The sequence below is a fragment of the Rhodococcus sp. IEGM 1306 genome (assembly GCF_036541985.1).
Classification (GTDB): domain Bacteria; phylum Actinomycetota; class Actinomycetes; order Mycobacteriales; family Mycobacteriaceae; genus Rhodococcus_F; species Rhodococcus_F qingshengii.
Window position 1 is genome coordinate 29839 of sequence record NZ_JAZHFF010000003.1, and the last position, 16739, is coordinate 46577.

The following is a 16739-nucleotide window of genomic DNA, read 5'->3' on the forward strand; positions in this document are numbered from 1 at the left end:
CTGGGAGAAGCAGAAGACATGGGCCATTACAAGAGCAACGTTCGGGACCTGGAGTTCAACCTCTTCGAGGTTCTCGGACTGGAGAAGCCACTGAGCGAAGGCGCTTGGGGCGACCTGGATGCCGACACTGTCCGCAACATGCTGGCAGAGGTCGCACGCCTGGCCGAGGGACCGCTTGGCGAATCTTTCGCCGATGCGGACCGCAACCCCCCTGTCTTCGATCCCGAGACGCACACCGTTGCACTTCCGGAATCCTTCAAGAAGTCGTTCAAGGCTCTGTGGGATGCCGAGTGGTACCGCATGGGACTGAGCGAAGAGGTCGGCGGCGTGCCGGTCCCCCGCTCCGTCGTGTGGGCCATCGGTGAGCTGATCCTGGGCGCACAGCCTGCAGCACACATGTACCAGGCCGGACCCGCCTTCGCGGACGTGCTGTTCAACAACGGCACCGAAGAGCAGAAGAAGTGGGCAGCCACCATCGTCGAACGCGGATGGGGCGCCACCATGGTCCTCACCGAGCCCGACGCCGGCTCCGACGTCGGTGCCGGACGCACCAAGGCAATCAAGCAGGACGACGGCTCCTGGCACATCGAGGGCGTCAAGCGCTTCATCACCTCGGCAGACTCGGACGACCTATTCGAGAACATCTTCCACCTCGTTCTCGCTCGCCCCGAAGGCGCCGGACCCGGCACCAAGGGCCTGAGCCTGTTCTTCGTCCCGAAGACGCACTTCAACTTCGAGACCGAAGAGTTCGGCGAGCGTAACGGCGTCTTCGTCACCAACGTCGAACACAAGATGGGCCTGAAGGTCTCCGCCACGTGTGAGGTCACCTTCGGCGGCCACGGCATCCCCGCACAGGGCTGGCTGGTCGGCGAGGTCCACAACGGCATCGCCCAGATGTTCGACGTCATCGAGCACGCTCGAATGATGGTCGGCACCAAGGCAATCGCCACCCTCTCGACCGGTTACCTCAACGCTCTCGATTACGCCAAGCAGCGTGTTCAGGGCGCAGACCTGACCCAGATGACCAACAAGGCAGCACCGCGCGTGACCATCACGCACCACCCCGACGTGCGTCGTAGCCTGGCAATGCAGAAGGCGTACGCCGAGGGCCTGCGCGCGGTGTACCTCTACACCGCAGCACACCAGGACGAGGTTGTCGCCCAGCTCGTCTCGGGCGCAGACAAGGACACCGCGTTCCGCGTCAACGACCTGCTGCTCCCGATCGTCAAGGGCGTCGGCTCCGAGCGTGCGTACCAGTACCTGACGGACAGCCTGCAGACCCTCGGTGGCTCCGGCTTCCTCCAGGACTACCCGATCGAGCAGTACATCCGCGACTCCAAGATCGACTCGCTGTACGAAGGCACGACGGCCATCCAGGCTCAGGACTTCTTCTTCCGCAAGATCGCTCGTGACCGCGGCGTCGCGCTCGCTCACGTTGCGGGACAGATCAAGACCTTCATCGACAGCGAAGCCGGCAACGGTCGTCTGAAGGCGGAGCGCGCACTGCTCGCCACCGCACTCGAAGATGTCCAGGCCATGGCTGCCACGCTCACCGGCTTCCTCATGGGAGCTCAGGAGCAGCCCACCGAGCTGTACAAGGTCGGCCTCGGCTCCGTCCGCTTCCTGATGTCCGTCGGCGACCTGCTCATCGGCTGGCAGCTGCTCCGCCAGTCCGAGATTGCTCTCGCAGCACTCGACAACGGCGCTTCCGACAAGGACAAGGGCTTCTACGAGGGCAAGGTCGCCATCGCGTCCTTCTTCGCCAAGAACGTCCTGCCCGAGCTCACCGCTTCACGCGAGATCATCGCGAACACCGAGAACGACATCATGGAGATCGACGAAGCAGCATTCTGATTCGTTCCTGATTCATGAAAAGTGCCGGTCCCGAGAACGTTTCGGGGCCGGCATTTTCGGTTGTCGGCACTCGGTGGTGACCGGTGTCATCTGCGCTCGATGGTCGGGCAACTGATCTGCGCGGACAGTACCGACGTCGTCGGTTGCTCGCCCGGTCGTGCCGCCGTACCCGCCAGGGAAAGCGCCACGCGCCTGCGGTCCGGAGAACTGACTATTTCGACGGACTTGTCGTCGCCACCGCCGAAGGACACGAACTGTCCGCTCTGATCCGAGAACTTCATGATCGCGGACCCGTGCTGACCTGGTTCGGGTTTCTCGTTCACGTAGACCTGCAACTGGAAATCACGTCCCGGATATTCGCCGCCGCCGTCGTACTCGTAGAAGGAACTCGTGTGCACCTCGTAGGCCCACTGACGGTGACCGGCGGGAAGCGAATCCGCCCAGTTGTGCTCGAAACACGTGACGGATCCAGGCAGCGAGACATTGGCTGCGCCGCTCCACCCACCGGACAGGGTGATGGCTCCGTATGGCGCTGCTTCGGACTCGTGCCGATCGGAGGGCAAGGGCGGCACCGTCAAGGGTCCGACATTGCGACCGGTGAACTCGAAAAGCCTTTCGCTCGACACGAACGGGGGCGACTCGCGCTCACCGGCACAGGAGACAACCGACAGGGTGGCCATGACCAGCACCGCGCACATCCCGCGTCTACGAACCGGCACCTCGACTCCCCCGTTCCGTTTCCAACAGAATACATACCGTTCGGTCTCCAAGTTGCCGGACGTGTCCGACACATCCCATTCATGGGACGGCTCGCCCGCTACCGATGTGATTGGGTGAGCACGAACGTCCACTGAACCAGCACTCGGTTCCTTCGAAGGCCGAGTAGATCAACAGACAGGTGATCATCGTGGTCGCACCAGAGCACGCACAACCCGATTACGCCCCTGACCTGGCATTGACCGCCACGGACTTGGCGCTCGACGGCCCATGGGGGCCGGTGTTCGGACCCGTCAATCTCGAGATTCGTGCGGGCGGTGTGACCATCCTCGAAGGCTCGGCCGGTTCAGGACGTACGTCCTTACTTCTGACACTCAGCGGGCGAATGAAAGCCAGTTCCGGATCACTGTCCGTCTTCGGTCGAACGCGTCCCCGAGAGATCTTCGAGATCGCCGGGATCGCCGGGTTCGAGGACATCGACGAGCTTGCCGAGTCCGTCACCGTCCGCGATCTGATCACCGAACAAATTCGCTGGGATGCTCCCTGGTACAAACTCGTCGGACGCGCCGGAGACCGCGAACTCGAAGCGGTGTGCGCTCCCGTCTTCGGCGATCATCCGTTGCCTGCGCTCGGCCGATACGTCAGCGATCTCGGGGAACTCGAGGCGACCCTGCTGCGTATCGCCGTCGCGAACACGAAGAAGCCGGCCTTGCTGGTCGTCGACGATCTCGAACAGGTGCGGCGTGACTCCGAGCGCGCTTATCTCGTCGAGCGACTGGTCGAGATGGGGAGCTACCAGACCATCATCGCGTCGACCGTCAACCCGCTGCCCGACGGATCACCCATCGATGCCGTCACCCTGCTCCAAGAAGTCACCAATCCCGACCAAGAAGGGGCGAGGTAACCGCGATGCTCGCTGGAATGTCTCTCGGAACCGAACTCAAGCGGTTCTCCCGCGGCGCGATGCCCAGGATCGCACTCGTCACCATCATCTTGATGCCACTGCTGTACGGCGCGATGTACCTGTGGGCCTTCTGGAATCCGTTCGGTGAGGTCAACAAGGTCCCCGTCGCGCTGGTCAACACAGACCGCGGTGCGATGGTGCAGGGTCAGGAACTCAACGCGGGCGACGAGGTAAGTCAAGCGCTGCTCGATTCCGGTGAGCTCGATCTCCACCTGGTCTCACAGCAGGAAGCCGCTCAGGGAGTCTCGGACGGCACGTACTACTTCTCTCTCACCTTGCCTGAGAATTTCAGCGAGGCCGTGGCCTCCCCGACGACCAAGGACCCCCACAAAGCTCAGTTGCAGTTCACCTTCAACGACGTCAACAACTACCTCGGCACCATCATCGGCCAAAACGCCGCCCAGCAGGTCCTCAGTCAAGTCAGCGACAAGATCGGCGCGCAGTCCGTCGAGACGGTCCTGGTCGGATTGACCGACGCGGGTGCAGGTTTGAAGCAGGCCGCCGACGGAGCACTCCAGCTCTCGGCCGGAGTGAACACTGCCAACGCCGGAGCCGGCGAATTGGCGTCGGGCTCGAAAACGCTGGCCGACAACATGGTTACCGCACGTGACGGCGCAGCCACTCTTGCCGGCGGTACAGCGCAACTCTCGACCGGTATCAATACCGCCACGGACGGTGTCCTCGCACTGACCGACGGTTTGGGGCAGCTCGATCTCGGGGCCGTCCAACTGGGCGACGGCGCAAGCCAACTCAGTGGTGGCGTCACCCAGGTCGTCGACCAGCTGAGCGTCCTCGGGAACACACAAGCAGACGTCGCACAGCTGGTCGGTCAGGCAGTGGCCAGCCTTCGACTGAACCCGGATCCCGTCAGCCAACAGATCGCCAACGCCCTCGCGCCTGCCCAGGACATGCTGCGCACTCAGGGCTTCGGCGAAGCGACCATGGGTCAACTGGGCGAACTCAAGAGCGGCGCACAACAACTCGCTTACCAACTCGACGATCCCTCGAGCACCTTCCGCGCCGGGCTCAGCGCCGCGGCCAACGGCGGCGGTGAACTCCGCAACGGCCTGGTACAGCTGCGTGACGGCGGTCAGCAAGTCAACGACGGCGCTCAAACCCTCAGCAGTGGACTGGTTCAACTCACCGACGGCAGCGTCCAACTCTCCGACGGTGCAGCCAAACTCGCCGACGGAACCGAGCAACTCCGTGCCGGGTCTGCCGAACTCGCAACCAAACTCACCGAGGGCGCCGGCCAGGTTCCCAGTTGGACCGATCAGCAGCGAACAGCAACCGCTCAAACCCTCTCCAGTCCGGTCGAGCTGCAGGAGACCTACGAGAACCGGGCAAGCACCTTCGGTACCGGTTTTGCTCCGTTCTTCCTGCCCCTCGCACTGTTCGTGGGCGGCATCATCACCTGGATGCTGCTCAAGCCGCTCCAGAACCGGCCTATCGCAAACGGACTCGGCGCGCTGCGAGTGGTCCTCGCCTCGTACTGGCCGGCCTTGCTCATCGGCATCTGCCAGGTGATCGTGATGTACCTGGTCGTGCACTTCGCCGTTGGCCTGCACCCCACGCACGCCCTCGGCACCGTCGGATTCCTGATGCTCATCACTGCCACGTATATGGCGTTGATCCAGGCGTTCAACGCCATCTTCGGAGTCTCCGTCGGACGCGTGATCACCCTGGCGTTCCTGATGCTGCAACTGGTTTCGGCCGGCGGCATCTATCCCGTGGAAACCACCGCGAAACCGTTCCAGATCATCCACCCGTTCGACCCCATGACCTACGCGGTGAACGGGCTTCGACAACTCACCGTCGGCGGCATCGACTCGAGGCTGTGGGTCTCGATCGCCGTCCTCGGCGGCCTTCTCGTCGCCTCACTCGGGGCCAGTTCACTTGCTGCACGCCGAAATCGGCAGTGGACCATGGACAGATTGCATCCGCCGATCGAGGTCTAGGTCTAGGTCGAGCTCTCCGGCCAAGGCTCCACGGTCAGCGCAGGCCATTCCCTGCGCCACCGTGCTGCCTTGGCCTCGTAAACCCCTCTCGGTGCCAGCACTGGGTTGGGGCGGACGATCATGTCGAAAAGATCGTCGTAGCCATGCGGGGCATACACGTCCACAGTGCCGTCCGCAGACTTGGTGATCCCGAAACAGCAAGTTGTGGAAGCGAAGTGGTCGATAGCGTCACGGCAACTGGTGAACGGAACGCCGGGAATCCCGAAATGCTGCTCGTACCACAGGTGCACGCGGGCTTCGTTGCGTACTTCGACCTCGGGATCCACATCGGCGAACAGTTCTGCCGCCGAACGAATCACACGGTCCTCCGCGTCGTAGCTCAGATCGCCGGCGTCGAAATAGAAGAGGTCGTAGTCCTTGATTCCGGCGCCGAGGTCACGGCCGTCGATGTGATTCCAGACGGTTTGGAAGAGCCCACCCGCCGTCAGGTACCACTCCGGCAATCCCAGCTTCGGTGCCCGATCCACGATCGTTGCGACCACCGGATTGGCCAGGGCGATCTCGAGAAATCGTTCACGCATGCTCTTCAGCCTCTCATATGACAAGCAAACTTGACATCTAGTGACAAGTATTCTTTACTTTTTGCATGACTGGAAAGGCCGGCGACAACAACGTGCGGGAGCACCGACGCCTCGCCGGCCTCACCCAGGCGCAACTGGCCACGGCAGGTCAGGTGAGCAGACAGAGCATCGTCTCCGTCGAACGCGGCGACTATGCACCGAGTGTCTACCTGGCACTACGCCTGGCACTGGCACTGGGGACCACCGTCGAAGCGCTCTTTCCCCTACCCGAATCGGAACTCACCACAGAAATTCCAGAGGAGACGGCATGAGCACCATGATGAAGGCAATGCGGTTCGTCGGCGATCTGGACGACGACTTCTACAAGGACGAGCGTCAGCGCGACGTCTGGAACGAAGCCTCGGCGGTGGGGTTCCAATTCGCCTACTGGATCACGTTGATCGCAGCGGCACTTCTGCCGTGGGTTGCCGGACGCACCGGCGCATGGATTTCATTGGGTCTGGTCATCGGATGGTTTGTCTGTTCGATGGTGGTGCTCCGCTACGCGCAGGCCCATGACGTCGACGTCTACGCAAGCATGAAGGGTCTCCAACCCCGATCTCTCGTGGCTGGGTCCGTCTATCTGATCGCATTGATCGGCGTCGTCGCCCAACTCGTAACTCAACCGGGCGACGGAATCGCGACTTGGGCCGGCGCTGGGGTCGGTGCACTCCTCGGCGCCACGGCAGCCGCCCTAGGCGTAAAGCTTCACCAGCAGCGCGCCAAGCGACGCGAAGCGGCCGAAGAACTTCTCTGAATTCCGGAAGTCTGCCCAGCACAACGGAATCCATAGAGTTGGTAAAATCGTGCCAGGTCAACCGATCGCGAGTAACGTCGAAACGGTGAGCACTCGCCTCGGATACCAGATGCCCAACTTCAGCTACGGCGGTCCGGTCAAGGACCTCTTCCCCACCGTCATAGCGCAGGCCCGCGAAGCCGAAGCCGCAGGCTTCGACACTGCATTCGTGATGGATCACTTCTACCAACTCCCCGGAATCGGAGCGCCGGACGCCCCGATGCTCGAGGCCTACTCCGCGCTCTCCGCGCTGGCGACGGCCACCGAGACCATCCAGCTGTCTGCACTGGTCACGGGAAACACCTACCGCAATCCGCCCATGCTCGCCAAGACCGTCACCACCCTCGACGTGGTGAGCGGCGGTCGGGCCATCCTGGGTATCGGCGCCGGTTGGTTCGAACTCGAACACAATTCGTTCGGGTACGAGTTCGGAACGTTCACCGAGCGCTTCCAGAAACTCGACGAAGCACTGCAGATCATCGCCCCGATGCTCCGCGGTGAGCGCCCCACTTTCGACGGCAAGTGGTATCACGTCAAGGACGCCATCAACGAGCCTCGCGTCCGCGACGACCTGCCGATCCTACTCGGCGGTGGCGGTGAGAAGAAGACGTTCGGCCTCGCCGCTCGCTTCGCGGATCACCTCAACATCATCTGCGACCCGTCGGAACTGCCCCGCAAGATGGAAGCACTTGCGGCGCGATGCGACGAAGCCGATCGTGATCCCGCAACCCTCGAAACCAGCTTCCTGACGTTCATGATGATCGACGAGGACGGCGACAAGGCTCGCGCGCATCAGCGAACGTTTCTCGCGGAGCGTGGTCTCGACATCACCACGGCGCCGGAAGACGTGGTCGCCAAGGCCACCGAACGTCACTTCGTCGGCAGCCCGGACGACGTAGCCGAGCAGGTCCAGACGCGCATCCTCGACCACGGCATCGACGGCGTCGTGATCAACCTGATCACCAACGGCGAAGAGCCGGGCATCGTCGACCTCGCGGGCCGCACCCTCGGTCCACTCGTCGGGAAGTAGTCCCCTACTCGCACTTCACGATCGGCACCGGGTCGTACTTGACGGTCCGGGTGTTCGAGGAAATCTCGGCGCCACTCGCGTGGTCGGTGATCACGCGAGTGTCGCTGACCGTGAACCCGGGCGCACCGCTCGAAGCAACACAGCCAGGCCCCTCCGGCAACGTCACGGTGTTCGGCGACGTCGGCGACGTACGCGGGCCTGTCGTCGACGTGACATCGACGGTTTTGGTTCCCCAGATCCGAACGGTGATGTTCGACGAGGTCGCAATCGTCTCGATCATCACGCCGGTCTTCGCCGGATTACGGAACTGCAGGTCGATCGCACCGTCGAAGATGGTCGCCTCACGCGCCTCGGGGTACCGCGAGATGTAGTAGCTGTGCTCGGTGTGCGCGACGTCGTCCATGCCGGCGAAGTACGTCGCGTTGTAGAGCGTCGTCGCGAGCTGGCTGATTCCACCGCCGACAGCTTTGTCCGGGCGACCGTTGTTGATGATTCCGGACTCGACGTATCCCTGAGCCGCACCGCGCGGGCCCGTGTACTCGTTGAGCGAGAACGTGTCCCCGGGCTTGATCACGGCCCCGTCGATCTCCGACGCGGCCAGGCCGATATTCACACCAGACGCGTATTCGAAACCACCGGTGGTGAATTCGCCGATCACCTCGTTGATGCCGAGGGCCTCCGCGGCTTCGGTGGTCAACGCCGGCGGGACCGGACCGTACACGGCGGGTGTTGCCCGAGAAGCCGTGCTGCCCAACAGAACCGGAAGTTCCTTGACCGTGTCCGGCCAGTTGATCAGATCACCGACAACACCCGGCACAACCGACGGCTTGCCACCGGCGAAGGTGAACGACGCGTCCTTGGGTTGCACTTCCGTCGACACCAACTGCGGAGTCAGAATCTTGATCGCCGCATCCGTGTTGTACTGCGGAGTCAGCCCACCCGAGCCGTCCGGTGTGAAGGTCAGAACCTCACCGATCTGATCGACGCCGAGTGTCGCGACCTTGCCGTCACGGCCGTTGACCACGACGTCACCCGAGACAGCCGGAATGGCGACCTCTTGCAGTGCGCGATCGACACCAGCCTGAGTGACCGTCACCGGCACCTCGTCGACCGGAAGATCGACGACGCCACCATCGGACCATTCGGCGGCGAAGGTCGAACCCGCCTTCTGCGTTTCGAGGGCCTGGCCGGCGGCAGGTGAAACACCCGTCGCCTTCCCGTTCTCGAATACAACTGCGCCTTCGACGGGCGCACGATCACTGTTCGCCGCAAGCTGCGCCATGGAGGTGTCCAACGCTTGCTGGTCGACAGTCGACACCACGGGCACCTCGCGGGAGCCGAAGAACGACGTGATGCGGGTGATCGGGTTGATGGGCTGAGCGTTCACTCCGGAAAGCGTCGCCGACCAGTCGACGTCCACACCCGCAGATGCGGGAACGATCTCGGAGTCGACGCCGCCGGCATGTACCGCTACCGGTTCGACGAGCCTCGGGCCGAGTTGGGCGCGCAGCGTGGCCTCCGCGTCGGCGGGCGTGAGATCACCGATGTCCACCCCGGCGACCTGGGTGCCGCGTGGTGTCTTCCCGGACGAGGTGAAGATGTCCACTCCGTAGGCAATCGCTGCGACGGCAAAGATGGCGCCGACTGCTATCGCCGGTTTGACCCACTTGCGGGAAGACGTCGAAGCAGGCGCTTCCGGTTGTTGTTGTGGCACTGGTGGTGCAACTACCGCTGGTTCGCGGACAACGGGCTCGTACTGCTGCTGGATGGGTTCGAACTTCTGGGTGTCGTACTGCTGCACGAACTCGGGGCGCGGCGGCTTCGGGGGAACCACCACCGCCGGAGGCTCGAACTGCTCTGTCTGCTCATCGATGGCTTCTGTCGCCGGAACCTCGTCGACTACTTCCGTCGGCGGGGCGTCGTCCGCTGGGACGACCGGGATGACGGTGGTGACCTCGTTTGCCGATTCGTCGTCTGTCAGCTCGTCTACCGCTTCGTCTTCGTCTTCGTCCGCTACTGCTGCGTCTGCCGCCTCTGCGGAATCGACTACGTCTGCGTCGACAGGCCGGGGAGATTCGAGTGATTCGGCCTCGACAACCGCTTCGGTGTCCTCAGGGGTCTGGGGTTCCTCGACCGACTCGGTCTCTTCGACCGCCTGAGGTTCCTCGACCGACTCGAGTTCCTGTTCCGGGAGGGACGAGTCCTCGCTGTTCGTCTTCTCGACGGACGGACCCTCTTCGTCACTCACCTGTTGGCTCCTCGCTGCATCAACCGTCGCTGCGGCGCTCACCGACAACTCAATACAGGATATCCGGACATACGAGAGCCCCGCGCTGCTGCCAGGTCGGGGGTCAGGCAGCAACACGGGGCTGTCATGAATATCGGTAGCTATTCTGCAGCGTTACACGCCTGCGCGAAAAAGTTTGCAAAGAGTTCGGGGATCCGGCCACCCCTCGTGGCCGGATCCCCGATTACGCATCCCCTCGCGACGATCACTGCAGGTGAGCGCAGTTTTCACTCGCGTGGGGAGATTGTGGAGCGGTTACCGCTCGATGATCGCCGTGACACCCTGGCCACCGGCCGCACAGATCGAGATCAGGCCGCGGCCCGAACCCTTTTCGGCGAGCATCTTTGCGAGGGAAGCGACGATACGTCCGCCGGTCGCCGCGAACGGGTGACCTGCAGCCAAGGACGATCCGTTGACATTGAGCTTGCTTCGGTCGATCGATCCCAATGCGCCGTCGAGGCCGAGGCGTTCCTTGCAGTACTCGTCGGACTCGAAGGCCTGCAGGGTTGCCAGAACCACCGAAGCGAAGGCTTCGTGGATTTCGTAGTAATCGAAGTCCTGCAAGGTCAGACCGTTGCGGGCCAGCAAACGCGGGATCGCGTACGTGGGAGCCATGAGCAGCCCGTCCTTGCCGTGGACGTAGTCGACGGCAGCGGTTTCGGAATCGACGAGGTGCGCCAGAACCGGAAGATTGCGCTCGGCTGCCCACTCGTCGGTGGAGAGGAGCACTGCAGAAGCACCGTCGGTGAGCGGCGTCGAGTTGCCTGCCGTCATAGTCGCGTCGCCGAGCTTGGTACCGAAGACCGGCTTGAGCGTCGACAGCTTCTCGACGGTCGAACCGGGACGGAGGTTGTCGTCGCGGGTCAGGCCGAGGAACGGGGTGACGAGGTCGTCGAAGAAACCGCGGTCGTAGGCAGCCGCCATGTTCTTGTGGCTGGCAGCGGCAAGTTCGTCCTGGTCCTCGCGCTTGACGCCGAATTCCTTGGCGGTGATCGCAGCGTGGTCACCCATCGACTTGCCGGTGCGAGGCTCGCCGTTGCGCGGAATCTCGAGGCCGAGCATGCCCGCACGCACATTGCCGAGCAGCTTGATGCGGTCGCCCGTGGACTTCGCGCGGTTGAGGGAAAGCAGGAACTCGCGTGCCTGATCGTTGACGCCGATCGGAGCGTCGGACGTGGTGTCCGTACCGCCGCCGATGCCGGAATCGATGCGGCCGGCCGAAATGGCGTCGCCGACGGCGATGATCGACTGCAGTCCCGTGCCACACGCCTGCTGAAGGTCGTAGGCCGACGTGTAAGGGCTCAGCGCGCTGCCGAGAACGGACTCGCGAATGAGATTGAAATCACGGCTGTGCTTGAGCACCGCACCGCCGACGACCATGCCGAGCTTCTCGCCCTGCAGATTGAATCGGCTCACCAGACCGTCGAGCGTCGCAGTGAACATGTCCTGGTTGGACGCCTGTGCGTACGCCTTGTCCGAGCGTGCGAACGGAATGCGATTTCCGCCGACGATCGCAACCGGACGGCGCTGACCTGCAGAATTTGCAGCGGCTGCGGCCGGTGCAGTGCGAGGTGCGGCGGGCTTTGCATTTGAACGGGCTTTGCTTGTCACTTGCGTCTCCAAGGATGGTGCGATTACCTGTTGAAGACTATTCTTACTCAGTAGTAAGTTACTTGTCTATCGCCGCATTCTTCCGATTGCCCGGTGAGAGACAACCCGAAACACAACAGAAGGTAGGACCGTGGCAGCCAGCAAGGGAGCTCCCGACCTCTATTCACAGTTCCTCTCGTCCGCCCCCGGCGCATTCATCGCGTCGAAGGCCGGCCTGCCCAGGCCCGAGAACCTGCGTCGCTACAAAGCAGGGGAACCCGCACTCGCCGGACCTGTCCTCATCGGCGGCAAGGGTCGGCTCGCAGAACCGCTTCGCGTGCTGCTCTCCGACTACCCAGCAGCTCAGGCACACGACAGCAGCTTCGGCGGGCTCGTGTTCGACGCAACCGGAATCACTCAGGTCAGTGAGCTCGAGCAGCTGTTCGAGTTCTTCCAGCCCGTGATCCGCAACCTCGCACCGTCGGCTCGCGTCGTGGTTCTCGGCACGACGCCGGAAGAAACGTCGAGCGTCGACGAGCATGTCGCGCAGCGCGCGCTCGAAGGCTTCACCCGCAGCGTCGGCAAGGAGATCAAGCGCGGCTCCACCGCTCAGCTGGTCTACGTCTCCCCCAAGGCGTCCACCGGACTCTCCGGCGTGGAATCGACTCTGCGCTTCCTTCTTTCGGCCAAGTCCGCCTTCGTCGACGGCCAGGTCATCGTCGTCGGTGCTGAAGATTCCGTCGCTCCCGCAAGCTGGGACAAGCCGCTCGAAGGCAAGGTTGCCGTCGTCACCGGCGCAGCCCGCGGAATCGGCGCCACCATCGCCGAGGTGCTGGCCCGCGACGGCGCTCACGTCGTCTGCGCTGACATCCCGGCCGCCGGCGAAGCACTGTCCGAGACCGCGAACAAGGTCGGCGGCACGTCCCTCGCCCTCGACGTCACGGCAGCCGACGCAGCCGAGGTCCTCGCAGCTCATCTCCTCGAGCGTCACGGCGGAGCGGACATCATCGTCCACAACGCCGGCATCACCCGCGACAAGACCCTCGCCAACATGGACGAGGGCCGCTGGAACATGGTCATGAACGTCAATCTTCTTGCACCGCAGAAGATCACCGAGCACCTCGTCGAGAAGGGCGCCCTCAAGGAAGGCGGCCGCGTCGTCGACGTCTCCTCCATCGCCGGCATCGCGGGCAACCGCGGCCAGACCAACTACGGCACCTCCAAGGCCGGCGTCATCGGCCTCGTACACGCCGAAGCTCCCGTCCTGGCGAAGAAGAACATCACCATCAACGCCGTCGCACCGGGCTTCATCGAGACCGCCATGACCGCAGCCATCCCCTTCGCCACCCGCGAAGCCGGCCGCCGCATGAGCTCGCTCCTGCAGGGCGGCGAGACCGTCGACGTCGCCGAGACCGTCGCATACTTCGCCAGCCCGGCCTCCAATGCCGTTACGGGACAGGTCGTTCGCGTCTGCGGCCAGAGCCTCCTGGGCGCATGATGGCAACAAAGACCGTCGCGCTCACCGAGCAGCCGAAGACCCTCGACATCTACTCCCGCGCGGTACTGGGATTGTTGCCGTGGAACAAGTCCAACTCGCGCTCGGTGCCACAGCAGACCTTCACCCTCACCGGATTGAAGGTCGACACCGACAATCTGGCGGCGTACTGCCGCGTGACCGGACTGCGGTTCGGCGACACTCTGCCGATCACGTACCCCTTCACCTTGGCCTTCCCGACCGTGATGAAGCTGATGGTGTCGAAGGACTTCCCCTTCGCCGCCGTCGGCTCCGTTCACGCCGAGAACGTCATCGAATCGCTGCGGCCCATCTCCGTCAGCGAACCGCTGGACCTCTCGGTGCATGCCGAGAACCTGCGTGAGCACCGCAAGGGCCTGCTGATCGACGTGATCACCGAAATTCGGGTGGGACGGGAACTGGTCTGGCGACAGACCTCGAGCTTCCTGAACCAGCAGAAGACCTCCCTGTCCGGCCAGCCCGGTCCGGAGCCCAAGGCCGACGAGGTCCCCCCGATGCCGATGAGCACCATCCGCGTCGACCAGACCACGATCAGCAAGTACGCCGCTGTCTCCGGCGACCGTAATCCGATTCACGTCTCGTCTCTGGGCGCGAAGGCTTTCGGTTTCCCGAAGACCATTGCTCACGGAATGTGGAGTGCCGCGGCAGTTCTGCGGACCGTCGAGGGGTCCGTCGCGGACAAGGTCACCTACAGCGTGCGTTTCGGTAAGCCGATTCTGCTGCCGGCGACGCTGAATGCCTACGCCGACCGCACCGACGACGGCTGGGATCTGTCGCTGCGTCACCCGAAGAAGGGTTACCCGCACGTCACGGCGACGCTGCGCTGACCTTAGTTTTGTCGGGTTTCCCACCCACCCCAATTGAGCGAACGTACCTTTCGGCGCCTTGGATGCGCTGAAAGGTACGTTCGCTCAGATTGGTTTGGGGGCTATTCGGACTTCTTCTTGCCCGAGAGACCGCGCCACGCGAGGGATTCGAGTAGGTCCGCGGCGGCGTCCACTTCGATTTCCCCGCCCGCGACCCGGTCGGCTACCGCCTCACCGGCGCCGACGAGCGCGATGGCGATGATCCCGTAATCGTGCGCGGCATCAGGATCCTTGGTGCTGGACTCGAGCAGATGCGCGGTCAACTCGATCAACCGATCGCGACTGGACTGCACGGTTCCCGCAAAAGCCTGCTGCCCGACGGCCTGACGGTAGAGCACCATCCACGACTTGCGGTTTGCGCCCACGAACCCGAGGAAGCCCTCGAGAGCGGCGCGCAATTGTTCACGCGGAGTCAGGTTCGGCGCGCCCGCGGGGGCGAGAGCTTCGAGGAAGCGGAGCCCTTCACGATGAATGCACGCCGCGAACAGTTCTTCCTTCGAGCCGTAGTACAGGTACAGCATCGGCTTCGAGATCTCGGCTTTGGCCGCGATGGTATCCATCGAAGTTTCGTGAAACCCCCTGTCGGAGAACACGTCCACAGCCGCGTCGAGCATCTGCTGCTCACGCACTGCGCGTGGCAGTCGCTTGGTACCGCCGGCCATGCTTCCTCCAACCACAGGGTAAATGTCGATCTTACTCTACGGTAAGATTGTGCGTCGAATCCTGACTTCGACTCAGCAGGTCACGGCACCTTTGGCGGTGGCAACTGTGACGACGGCCTGATCGACCCGTGCCTGCGGAAGCTCACCCGACGCGACGGCCTGCTCGAGATGGTCGAGCACCCGCGGAACGTCATCAGTGGTCAGCCACAGTGCCTGATCGACTCCTGCCACCAGCGCAGCCTGAACCGCGTCGGCAATATCGTATCGGTCGGTGATCGCCTGCATACCGCTGAGGTCGTCGGTGAATACCGGGCCGGTGAACGGCGCTGCGCCGTAACCCACTCCGTCGCGAAGCAACGCAACGGCGGCGGGGCTGATGCTGGCAGGAGTACCGGGCTCGGTCAGACCGGGAACCTCAAGGTGACCCATCATGACGCCGACTCCGGTTCCCGACAGCTCGCGAAAGGGAATCAAGTCCGACGCGATCAGATCCTGCAAGGGCGGCGTTGTCACTTCACCCCGGTGCGAGTCACCCGACGCGCTGCCATGCCCGGGAAAGTGCTTGATCACCGGGAAGATTCCGGCGTCGCGCATACCCTGCGCGTACGCACCGGCGTACGCAACCACGGTCTGGGGGTCGTCGGAGTACGAGCGGTCACCGATCACGGAGTCGTCGGGTTGGCTGCTGACGTCGACGTCGGGGGCGTAGTTGACGGTGATTCCGAGATCCTTCAACCCGCGTCCACGCTCGAGAGCCATCTGGTACGTCTGTTCCACTGTCATGGTCTGCGCTGTTTCCCTGGCCGACGGATCGGGCCCGAGGATGTCCGCGACGCGGGAAACTCGTCCACCTTCTTCGTCGATCGTCACCATCAACGGCAACTTCGACGCCGAAGCAACCTGCGGCACTTCGCGATTGGTGAGCATCGACTGATCGGTCCAACTTCCGACGAAGATGCCGCCGATCTCCTCGTTCTGCACTATCGACAACGCGTCGTCGGTCCCGGTGACGCCCACGTTGAGCAGCTGGGCAAGTTTCTGACGCAGGGACAGTGAAGCCAGAAGGTCACTACCGCACGACGCGGCGACGGGTGCGGAGCTGGATGCCGCAGGCGTCGACGTGATCTCGGAGGTGCTGGTCGGGGCGCTCGAAACCGGATCGGCGGTCCCGTTTTCGCCCGAGCATCCCGCAACCAACCCTCCGCACAATGCAATGGTCGTCGCAGCCTTCAGAAACTTGATCCGCATACCTCGACCGTAACGGACCCGGTACCCATACACTCCCTCACGGGCACATCGGGACGGTAGCCTGGAAGAGAACCGATTCCCCCGCTGACGAGGAGGTCGTGATGCCACAAGGTCTGATGCTCATCGCGTACGACGGTTCCGACAACGCCAAGCGTGCAGTCGACTACGCGGGGCGTTTCCTCTCCGCCAATCGCGCTGTTCTCGTCACTGCCTGGGAGCCGATGGTTCGCCAGGCCGCTCGCATGTCCGGCCTGTCCGGGGTGATGCAACCGGAGTGGGTTCCCGACGACGACGTCGAGGACATCGCGTACACCGACGCCAAAGTCACCCTCGCCGAGGGTGTCGCACTGGCCGAGGCCGCGGGCCTGACCGTCGAAGGTAGAAGCGCCGAGTGCCGCTCCGCGATCTGGTCTGCAATCTGCGAAACCGCAGACGAATTGGACGTCGACATCATCGTGACCGGCACCCGAGGCACTACGGGTTTGCGGTCGCTACTGCAGAGCAGTGTCGCGGATCATGTTCTGCGTCACAGTCATCGGCCGGTGTTGATCGTCCCTCCGGGGAAGTGACCTTCGCGCATTCCTGATCCGGGGCCGACTAGTGTCGAAAGCAC

15 protein-coding genes are annotated in these 16739 nt (G+C 63.4%); 9 read left to right on the forward strand and 6 right to left on the reverse strand.

Going from position 1 to position 16739, the window contains the following annotated elements:
• Nucleotides 1-18: 18 nt before the first annotated feature.
• Nucleotides 19-1854 (forward strand): acyl-CoA dehydrogenase, encoded by a 1836-nt coding sequence (locus tag V3587_RS09780; protein ID WP_007734578.1) that lies wholly within the window; start codon nt 19-21, stop codon nt 1852-1854.
• An 86-nt stretch (nt 1855-1940) separates the two neighbouring features.
• On the opposite strand, the gene V3587_RS09785 is transcribed toward V3587_RS09780, so the two are convergent.
• Complete coding sequence (locus tag V3587_RS09785; RefSeq protein ID WP_223304492.1) at nt 1941-2573, reverse strand: hypothetical protein; 633 nt, start codon at nt 2571-2573, stop codon at nt 1941-1943.
• Between the two features lie 179 nt (nt 2574-2752).
• Between V3587_RS09785 and V3587_RS09790 the strand changes: the two genes are divergently transcribed.
• Together V3587_RS09790 and V3587_RS09795 are read left to right on the forward strand one after the other, a co-directional pair.
• On the forward strand, nt 2753-3475 hold the full coding sequence (locus V3587_RS09790) for an ATP-binding cassette domain-containing protein (protein ID WP_054826521.1): 723 nt from the start codon (nt 2753-2755) through the stop codon (nt 3473-3475).
• 5 nt (nt 3476-3480) lie between these two features.
• Nucleotides 3481-5493: a YhgE/Pip domain-containing protein gene (locus V3587_RS09795; RefSeq protein ID WP_058039138.1), complete on the forward strand. Its 2013-nt coding sequence runs from the start codon at nt 3481-3483 to the stop codon at nt 5491-5493.
• A gap of 2 nt (nt 5494-5495) precedes the next feature.
• On the opposite strand, the gene V3587_RS09800 is transcribed toward V3587_RS09795, so the two are convergent.
• Nucleotides 5496-6074, reverse strand: coding sequence for a nucleotidyltransferase family protein (locus tag V3587_RS09800; RefSeq protein WP_283376656.1), 579 nt, complete (start codon nt 6072-6074; stop codon nt 5496-5498).
• A gap of 65 nt (nt 6075-6139) precedes the next feature.
• On the opposite strand from V3587_RS09800, the gene V3587_RS09805 reads away from it, so the two are divergent.
• From V3587_RS09805 to V3587_RS09815, 3 genes are all read left to right on the forward strand, one after another.
• A complete protein-coding gene (locus V3587_RS09805; protein ID WP_007734566.1) occupies nt 6140-6385 on the forward strand; it encodes a helix-turn-helix transcriptional regulator in 246 nt (81 codons plus the stop codon).
• Nucleotides 6382-6870 (forward strand): hypothetical protein, encoded by a 489-nt coding sequence (locus tag V3587_RS09810; protein WP_283376655.1) that lies wholly within the window; start codon nt 6382-6384, stop codon nt 6868-6870. The genes V3587_RS09805 and V3587_RS09810 overlap by 4 nt, the downstream gene beginning before the upstream one ends.
• 85 nt (nt 6871-6955) lie before the next feature.
• Nucleotides 6956-7939: an LLM class F420-dependent oxidoreductase gene (locus V3587_RS09815; protein ID WP_235171409.1), complete on the forward strand. Its 984-nt coding sequence runs from the start codon at nt 6956-6958 to the stop codon at nt 7937-7939.
• Nucleotides 7940-7943: 4 nt separating this feature from the next.
• Here the strand turns inward: V3587_RS09815 and V3587_RS09820 are convergent, their stop codons facing one another.
• Both V3587_RS09820 and V3587_RS09825 read right to left on the reverse strand, forming a co-directional pair.
• A complete protein-coding gene (locus V3587_RS09820) occupies nt 7944-10187 on the reverse strand; it encodes a VanW family protein (protein WP_283376654.1) in 2244 nt (747 codons plus the stop codon).
• A 294-nt stretch (nt 10188-10481) separates the two neighbouring features.
• The gene (locus V3587_RS09825) at nt 10482-11837 is read right to left on the reverse strand and encodes an acetyl-CoA C-acetyltransferase (RefSeq protein ID WP_095971367.1); all 1356 of its coding nucleotides are present in this window, start codon (nt 11835-11837) and stop codon (nt 10482-10484) included.
• 130 nt (nt 11838-11967) lie between these two features.
• On the opposite strand from V3587_RS09825, the gene V3587_RS09830 reads away from it, so the two are divergent.
• Entirely contained in the window at nt 11968-13314 is a 1347-nt protein-coding gene (locus V3587_RS09830; RefSeq protein WP_003945596.1) for a 3-oxoacyl-ACP reductase, read from the forward strand.
• On the forward strand, nt 13314-14177 hold the full coding sequence (locus V3587_RS09835) for a MaoC/PaaZ C-terminal domain-containing protein (RefSeq protein ID WP_007734551.1): 864 nt from the start codon (nt 13314-13316) through the stop codon (nt 14175-14177). The genes V3587_RS09830 and V3587_RS09835 overlap by 1 nt, the downstream gene beginning before the upstream one ends.
• Nucleotides 14178-14278: 101 nt before the next feature.
• On the opposite strand, the gene V3587_RS09840 is transcribed toward V3587_RS09835, so the two are convergent.
• Entirely contained in the window at nt 14279-14878 is a 600-nt protein-coding gene (locus V3587_RS09840; RefSeq protein ID WP_003945885.1) for a TetR/AcrR family transcriptional regulator, read from the reverse strand.
• A gap of 72 nt (nt 14879-14950) precedes the next feature.
• Nucleotides 14951-16126: a glycoside hydrolase family 3 N-terminal domain-containing protein gene (locus tag V3587_RS09845; protein WP_283376653.1), complete on the reverse strand. Its 1176-nt coding sequence runs from the start codon at nt 16124-16126 to the stop codon at nt 14951-14953.
• A 101-nt stretch (nt 16127-16227) separates the two neighbouring features.
• Here V3587_RS09845 and V3587_RS09850 point away from each other — a divergent pair, with 101 nt between their 5' ends.
• Nucleotides 16228-16695 (forward strand): universal stress protein, encoded by a 468-nt coding sequence (locus V3587_RS09850; RefSeq protein ID WP_003945900.1) that lies wholly within the window; start codon nt 16228-16230, stop codon nt 16693-16695.
• The last annotated feature ends 44 nt before the right edge of the window (nt 16696-16739 follow it).

Excerpts from the sequence above, each read along its gene's own strand:
- V3587_RS09780 (WP_007734578.1), top strand. The coding sequence starts at position 19 with ATGGGCCATTACAAGAGCAACGTTCGGGACCTGGAGTTCAACCTCTTC.
- V3587_RS09800 (WP_283376656.1), bottom strand. The coding sequence starts at position 6,074 with ATGCGTGAACGATTTCTCGAGATCGCCCTGGCCAATCCGGTGGTCGCA.
- V3587_RS09810 (WP_283376655.1), top strand. The coding sequence starts at position 6,382 with ATGAGCACCATGATGAAGGCAATGCGGTTCGTCGGCGATCTGGACGAC.
- V3587_RS09840 (WP_003945885.1), bottom strand. The coding sequence starts at position 14,878 with ATGGCCGGCGGTACCAAGCGACTGCCACGCGCAGTGCGTGAGCAGCAG.
- V3587_RS09850 (WP_003945900.1), top strand. The coding sequence starts at position 16,228 with ATGCCACAAGGTCTGATGCTCATCGCGTACGACGGTTCCGACAACGCC.
- V3587_RS09845 (WP_283376653.1), bottom strand. The coding sequence starts at position 16,126 with ATGCGGATCAAGTTTCTGAAGGCTGCGACGACCATTGCATTGTGCGGA.
- V3587_RS09805 (WP_007734566.1), top strand. The coding sequence starts at position 6,140 with ATGACTGGAAAGGCCGGCGACAACAACGTGCGGGAGCACCGACGCCTC.
- V3587_RS09795 (WP_058039138.1), top strand. The coding sequence starts at position 3,481 with ATGCTCGCTGGAATGTCTCTCGGAACCGAACTCAAGCGGTTCTCCCGC.
- V3587_RS09835 (WP_007734551.1), top strand. The coding sequence starts at position 13,314 with ATGGCAACAAAGACCGTCGCGCTCACCGAGCAGCCGAAGACCCTCGAC.